This is a genomic window from Actinophytocola sp., assembly GCF_045807065.1.
Lineage (GTDB): Bacteria > Actinomycetota > Actinomycetes > Mycobacteriales > Pseudonocardiaceae > Actinophytocola.
Map to the genome: position 1 here is coordinate 1 of NZ_JBJMIE010000584.1, position 6,324 is coordinate 6,324.

Annotated in this window: 6 protein-coding genes; 3 read left to right on the top strand and 3 right to left on the bottom strand. The window is 67.9% G+C overall.

Going from position 1 to position 6,324, the window contains the following annotated elements:
- The 3 genes from ACJ73U_RS34295 to ACJ73U_RS34305 all read right to left on the bottom strand — a co-directional run.
- The coding region (locus tag ACJ73U_RS34295; protein WP_407781906.1) for a sigma factor at positions 1 to 256 on the bottom strand (256 nt) is incomplete at its 3' end.
- Positions 257 to 292: 36 nt separating this feature from the next.
- On the bottom strand, positions 293 to 715 hold the full coding sequence (locus ACJ73U_RS34300; protein WP_407781907.1) for a YciI family protein: 423 nt from the start codon (positions 713 to 715) through the stop codon (positions 293 to 295).
- Positions 716 to 724: 9 nt separating this feature from the next.
- Positions 725 to 1,144 carry a YciI family protein gene (locus ACJ73U_RS34305; protein ID WP_407781908.1) on the bottom strand — a complete coding sequence of 140 codons (420 nt, stop codon included), beginning with the start codon at positions 1,142 to 1,144 and terminating at the stop codon, positions 725 to 727.
- Between the two features lie 158 nt (positions 1,145 to 1,302).
- Here ACJ73U_RS34305 and recQ point away from each other — a divergent pair, with 158 nt between their 5' ends.
- The 3 genes from recQ to ACJ73U_RS34320 all read left to right on the top strand — a co-directional run bounded on the left by recQ (position 1,303) and on the right by ACJ73U_RS34320 (position 6,105).
- Positions 1,303 to 3,126: a DNA helicase RecQ gene (gene recQ, locus ACJ73U_RS34310; RefSeq protein ID WP_407781909.1), complete on the top strand. Its 1,824-nt coding sequence runs from the start codon at positions 1,303 to 1,305 to the stop codon at positions 3,124 to 3,126.
- Positions 3,127 to 3,826: 700 nt separating this feature from the next.
- Entirely contained in the window at positions 3,827 to 5,044 is a 1,218-nt protein-coding gene (locus ACJ73U_RS34315) for a M50 family metallopeptidase (protein ID WP_407781910.1), read from the top strand.
- Between the two features lie 140 nt (positions 5,045 to 5,184).
- Positions 5,185 to 6,105, top strand: a complete 921-nt coding sequence (locus tag ACJ73U_RS34320) for a LysR family transcriptional regulator (RefSeq protein ID WP_407781911.1) — start codon at positions 5,185 to 5,187, stop codon at positions 6,103 to 6,105.
- Positions 6,106 to 6,324: the final 219 nt, after the last annotated feature.

A 6,324-nucleotide genomic window follows, 5' to 3' on the forward strand; every position in this document is an offset into this window, starting at 1 on the left:
CGACCTTCTGATCGAGCCGCTCCTTGCGGCGCAGCAGGTCGATCACCCGGCGCTTCGCGACGGTCATCAGCCAGGCGCCCGGGTTCCGCGGCACTCCCGAGGCGGGCCACTGCTCCAGCGCCGCGACCAGCGCGTCCTGCGCGAGTTCCTCGGCGAGGCCGACGTCGTGCACCATCCGCGTGAGCCCGGCGATGAGCCGGGCCGACTCGATCCGCCAGACGGCGTCTATCGCGCGGTTGGTCTCCAGTGTCGGCATGCGCCTATCAAAGCAGGTGACGCGGCCTTTCGGCGCTCAGTCCCGCTTACCGGTCAGCCGCAGCGCCTCGTCCTTCTCCCGCTGCTCGGGTGTGTAGGCCTCGCCGAAGTCGTCGGCCTCGAACACCTGCCGGATCTCGACGTCGACCGGCAGGCCCTCGGTGCACGGGATCCGCTTCATCCACTCGACGGCCTCCTCCTTCGACTTGACGTCGATCAGCCAGAAGCCGGCGATCAGCTCCTTGGCCTCGGCGAACGGGCCGTCGATGACCGTGGGCCGGCCATCGGTGAACCTGACGCGGGCGCCCTTCGAGGAGGGGTGCAGGCCCTCGCCGGCCAGCAGCACGCCGGCCTTGACGAGCTCCTCGTTGTACCGGCCCATCGCGGTGAGCTCCTCCTCGGTCGGCATGACGCCGGCCTCGGCGCGCTCGTCCGACTTGATCATGGCCATGAAACGCATGAGTGCTCCCTACCTGGGTCCGTTGAGGTCGGCGGTGTACTTCCGGTTCTCCTCGGTCAGCGCGTCACCGAAGTCCTCGGCCTCGTGGATCTGCCGGATCTCGATCTCGGCGTTGCCGTGGCCGTCCTCGACCGGCCAGCGCTTGACCAGCTCGACGACCTCCTCGAGCGAGTCCGCCCGCAGCACGGAGAAGCCGGCCACCAGCTCCTTCGCCTCGGCGAACGGGCCGTCGGTCACGGTCGTCGTCCCGGCGCCGTCGAAGTGGAGGAGGGCGCCCCTCGATGAGGGGTGCAGGCCCTCGCCGGCCAGCAGCACCCCCGCCTTGACCAGCTCCTCGTTGTACCGACCCATGGCCTCGAACAGTTCGGCGCTCGGCAGGACGCCGGCCTCCGTCTCCTCGTCGGCCTTGCGGATGACCATGAAAAGCATGCGTCGCCTTCCGTTCCGTTCCCGATGTCCGGCCGCAACCTAGCCGCTGACCACGCGTCGAACGAGCGACGGTCGGATCGACAGGCCTCGGCGGACTTTTTCTCGCGCCTGTGGACAACGTCCCGTGCCTGTCGGTCGCCCCCCATAGAATCGCCCGCGTGACTCTCCCCGAGACCGACACCAAGCCCGCACTGGACACGCTGCGCCGCGTGTTCGGCTATGACGCGTTCCGGGGGAACCAACAGGACATCATCGAACACGTGGTGGCCGGCGGCGACGCGCTGGTACTCATGCCGACCGGTGGCGGCAAGTCCCTGTGCTACCAGATCCCGGCCCTGGTCCGCCCGGGTGTGGGGGTGGTCGTCTCCCCGCTGATCGCGCTGATGCAGGACCAGGTGGACGCGCTGAAGGCGCTGGGTGTCCGCGCCGGCTTCCTGAACTCGACGCAGGACTTCGGCCAGCGGCACGAGGTGGAGGAGGCGTTCCTGGCGGGCGAGCTCGACCTGCTGTACCTGGCCCCGGAACGCCTGAAGGTCGAGTCGACGCTGCGCCTGCTGGACCGGGGCAGGATCTCCCTCTTCGCGATCGACGAGGCGCACTGCGTCGCCCAGTGGGGCCACGACTTCCGCCCGGACTACCTGGAGCTGTCGAGGCTCCACGAGCGGTGGCCGACGGTCCCGAGGATCGCCCTCACCGCGACGGCGACGCACGCGACGCGCAAGGAGATCGCCCACCGCCTCAACCTGGACGAAGCCCGCCATTTCGTGGCCAGCTTCGACCGGCCGAACATCCAGTACCGCATCGTCGCGAAGAACCGCCCCGAACAGCAGCTGCTGGAGCTGCTGCGCACCGAGCACAAGGGCGACGCCGGCATCGTGTACTGCCTGTCGAGGGCGTCGACGGAACGCACGGCCCAGTTCCTGACCGAGAACGGCATCGAGGCCATCCCGTACCACGCGGGCCTGGACTCGCGCACCAGAGCGACGAACCAGTCCCGCTTCCTGCGCGAGGAGGGCCTGGTGGTGGTGGCGACGATCGCCTTCGGCATGGGTATCGACAAGCCGGACGTGCGGTTCGTGGCCCACCTGGACCTGCCGAAGTCGGTGGAGGGCTACTACCAGGAGACGGGCCGCGCGGGCCGCGACGGCCTCCCGTCCACAGCATGGCTGGCCTACGGCCTGCAGGACGTGGTCCAACAGCGGAAGATGATAGCCACGTCAGAAGGCGACGACGCACACCGCCGACGACTGGGCGTACACCTGGACGCGATGCTGGCCCTGTGCGAGACGGTGGTGTGCCGCCGGGCCCAACTGCTCAACTACTTCGGCGAAGAAGCCACAGCGTGCGGCAACTGCGACACGTGCCTGACCCCACCGGAATCCTGGGACGGCACGATCGCCGCCCAGAAGGTTTTGTCAACGGTCTACCGCCTCGACCGAGAACGCCGCCAGAAATTCGGCGTAGGCCACGTCGTGGACATCCTGCTGGGCCGCCAAACCGCGAAAATCCAACAGTTCCAACACGACACCCTCACCGTCTTCGGCGTGGGCACCGACATCGCGGAACCAGTCTGGCGAGGAGTAATCCGCCAACTGCTGGCACAGGGCCTACTCTCCGTGGAGGGCGACCACGGCACCCTGATCCTCACCGAAGCAAGCGCCGACGTCCTGTCCCGCAAACGCGAGGTCCGCCTCCGCGAAGAACCCAAACGCGCGGCAAAACCCACCAAAACCAGAACAACAACCCCCCAACAAGAACTATCCCCCGAAACCAAACCCATCTTCGAAAAACTCCGCACCTGGCGAGCCACCACAGCAAAAGACCAGGGCGTCCCAGCCTACGTAATCTTCCACGACGCCACCCTGCGCCAAATAGCCACGGAACTCCCCACAACCCTGGCGGAACTAGGCACAATCAACGGCGTAGGCGAGAACAAACTAGCCAAATACGGCCAACAAATCCTGGACACCTTGTCGTCCTGACCCACTCAAACAGCAGCTTTTGTCTCCACCTCTCCCACCTACCCGCACCATCCCTTCCCCAGCTTCCCTTCCCGTCACTCCTGTCAGCCCGCCACTCCTGGCCACCGCTTCCTTCTCTCCCCACTCCGAGTCACTTCCCACCATTCCTTCCTCCCGCGGCCCTCACCACCACCCCGACGCCTCTTCCCGAACCACTCCCCCGCCACCCTTCCCCCTGCCACCCCTCACCCCACTCCAGCGCCTGTTCCCGACCCACTCCCCTGCCGCTCCTCACCATCCCCAGCACCTGTTCGCGAACCACTTCCCTGCCATCCCTTCCTTCTGCCCCTCAAAACTCCCCGGCACCTCCCCCCGGACACTCCCCTCCCGCCGCCACTTCCCCCGCCATCACTCCTCGCCCCCTCTCCGCCTCCCCCTCGCCCCGGTCCATCCGCCCCGCCGCGTTTCTCGCTGCCAGTCCTTGCCGCCCTCCCTCGATTCGCCGCCCAGTCACCTCTCCTCGACCGCCACTCCTCTTCCCTCCTCGCCCCCTCCGCCACCTTTCTCATCGCCACGTGCCCGTCCTTCACCTCCCGTTCCCTGACCACCTTCCCCGGTCCTGACGCCTCCCACGTCCGTCCGTCCCGCTCATTTTCTTCCCCAACAGTCTCTTTACCTGCCCTGCGTACTCTCGCCACAACGGCAGGTGAGAGGGGCGAACGTGCTCGCGTACTTGATCGGCGTGGTGCTCTTCGCGTTGTGCATCGGTGCGTCCCTGGCGTTGCACGAGGCCGGGCACCTGCTGTCCGCGAAGGCGTTCGGCATGAAGGTGCGACGGTACTTCGTCGGCTTCGGTCCCAGGATCTGGTCGTTCCGGCGTGGCGAGACCGAGTACGGCCTCAAGGCCATCCCCATCGGCGGCTTCTGCGACATCGCCGGCATGACCACCCTCGACGAGGTCGATCCCGAGGACGAGCCGCGTGCCATGTGGCGGCACAGGACCTGGAAGCGCACGGCCGTCATGGCGACCGGCCCCCTCACCCACTTCCTCCTCGGGTTCATCGTGCTCTACGTCATGGCCGTCACCTTCGGCCTGCCCAACGTCGCCGAGAAGCCCGTCCTCGCCCAGGTCTCCTCCTGCGTGCACGACGCCACCACCACCGCGCAGCTGGCCAACCCGGCCTGCCGCCCCGGCGAGACCGGCCCGGCCCAGTCCGCCGGCCTCCGTCCCGGCGACGAGGTCCTGTCGGTGGACGGCGTCGGCACCCCGACCTGGACCGCGATGGTCGACGAGATCCAACGCGCCGAGGGCCCGACCCCGTTCGTGGTCCGCCGAGGCGACGACACGCTCCGCCTCACCGTGGACGTCCCGCGCGTCGACCGCCCCGTGACCAACGCCGACGGCAGGACCGAGGTCAACCAGGTCGGCGTCGCCGGCGTGTCGGCGACCACGTCGTTCGACTACACGACCTGGTCGGCGGTCGGCGGCTCCGCGTCGTTCGCCGGTGAGCTGTTCAGCCAGACCTTCCAGAAGCTGGTGGAGTTCCCCCAACGCATTCCGGCCGTGGTCAAGGCGATCTTCGGCGGCGAACGCGACCCGGAGACGCCGGTCAGCGTCGTCGGCGCGAGCCGGATCGGCGGGGAGGCGGTCGAAGCCGGCCTGTGGCAGCTGTTCCTCCTACTACTGGCAGGACTGAACTTCTTCATGGGCGTGTTCAACCTGCTGCCGCTGCTCCCACTCGACGGCGGCCACATCGCGATCATCTGGTACGAGCACGTCCGCAACTGGCTGCGCGACCGCCGGGGCAAGTCCGCCGCCGCACCCGTGGACTACACCAAGCTGTCCGGCATCACCATGGTCCTCGTACTGGTCGGCGGCGCGGTCCTCCTGCTGACCGTGACCGCGGACATCGTCAACCCGATCAGGATCACCCAGTAGCGAACCCGGCCAACCCCCGCCGCACCGAGGTTGTCCACAGCCCGCCGGTCCACCCCCGGTTTCCGTCGCTGCCTTCCGATACGCTGGAAACCGGGGGCCGGAGGCCACCCGTTGCCGATCACGGCAGCTACGCTTTCCCCATGTTGCTGCGCCAGCTGGAGTACCTGAGCGCGCTCGCGCGGGAGGGTCACTTCGGGCGCGCCGCCGAGGCCTGTCACGTCTCGCAGCCCGCGCTGTCCGCCGCCCTCCGTAAGCTCGAGGCCGAGCTGGACGTCCAGATCGTCCAGCGCGGGCAGCGGTTCGAGGGCTTCACCCCCGAGGGCAAGCAGGTGCTCCTCTGGGCACACCGCATCCTCGCCGAGCAGGACGCCCTGCGCCACGAACTGGCCAGCATGCGCGGTGGGCTGTCCGGCGTGCTCCGCATCGGCGCGATCCCCACCGCGCAGACCATCGCCTCGCTGCTGACCGCGCCCATGTTCGAGGACCATCCGCAGGTGCGGATCTCGATCGAGTCGCTGTCGTCGCGGGAGATCGTGCAGCGGCTCGCCGAGTTCGACCTCGACATCGGCCTGACCTATGTGGACGGTGAGCCGCTGGGCACCGTCCGCGTCACGCCGCTCTACCGCGAGCGCTACCTGCTGCTCACCCCCGCCGACGGCAAGTTCGCCGAGCACGGGTCGGTCGGTTGGGGGGAGTTGGTGGACACGCCGCTCTGCCTGCTGTCCTCGGTCATGCAGAACCGGCGGATCCTCGACCGCAACTTCGCCGAGGCCGGCGTCACCGTCACGCCGTCCGTCGAGACCGACACCGTCTCGGCCATCTATGCCCATGTCGCGACCGGCCGCTGGTCGAGCGTCATCGCGCACGCCTGGCTGTACCTGTTCGGCGTGCCGGAGGGCCTGAAGGTCGTGCCGCTCAACCGCCCGCGCCTCGCGCACCAGGTCGGGCTGGTGCTCGCCGACCGGGACCCCGAGCCCATGCTCGCGCGGGCACTGCTCGACACCACCCGTCGCGTCGACATGCAGGCCGAACTCGATCAACTGCTGAAGAAGTATCTCTGATAGATGACGATTATTGCCCGATCAACCAGAATGTTTTGACGTTCAATCACTAGCTCAGTAGCGTCCGCATCGATCTCGCCGGGCAGCACACGGAGGTGCGTCATGGCCACGTTGTCGTTCCTCGATCGTGAACACACGGTGGCGAAGCCGGGGTACAGCAGATGGCTGATTCCCCCGGCCGCGCTGGCCATCCACCTCTGCATCGGTCAGGCGTACGCG

Excerpts from the sequence above, each read along its gene's own strand:
- ACJ73U_RS34300 (WP_407781907.1), bottom strand. The coding sequence starts at position 715 with ATGCGTTTCATGGCCATGATCAAGTCGGACGAGCGCGCCGAGGCCGGC.
- ACJ73U_RS34320 (WP_407781911.1), top strand. The coding sequence starts at position 5,185 with ATGTTGCTGCGCCAGCTGGAGTACCTGAGCGCGCTCGCGCGGGAGGGT.
- ACJ73U_RS34305 (WP_407781908.1), bottom strand. The coding sequence starts at position 1,144 with ATGCTTTTCATGGTCATCCGCAAGGCCGACGAGGAGACGGAGGCCGGC.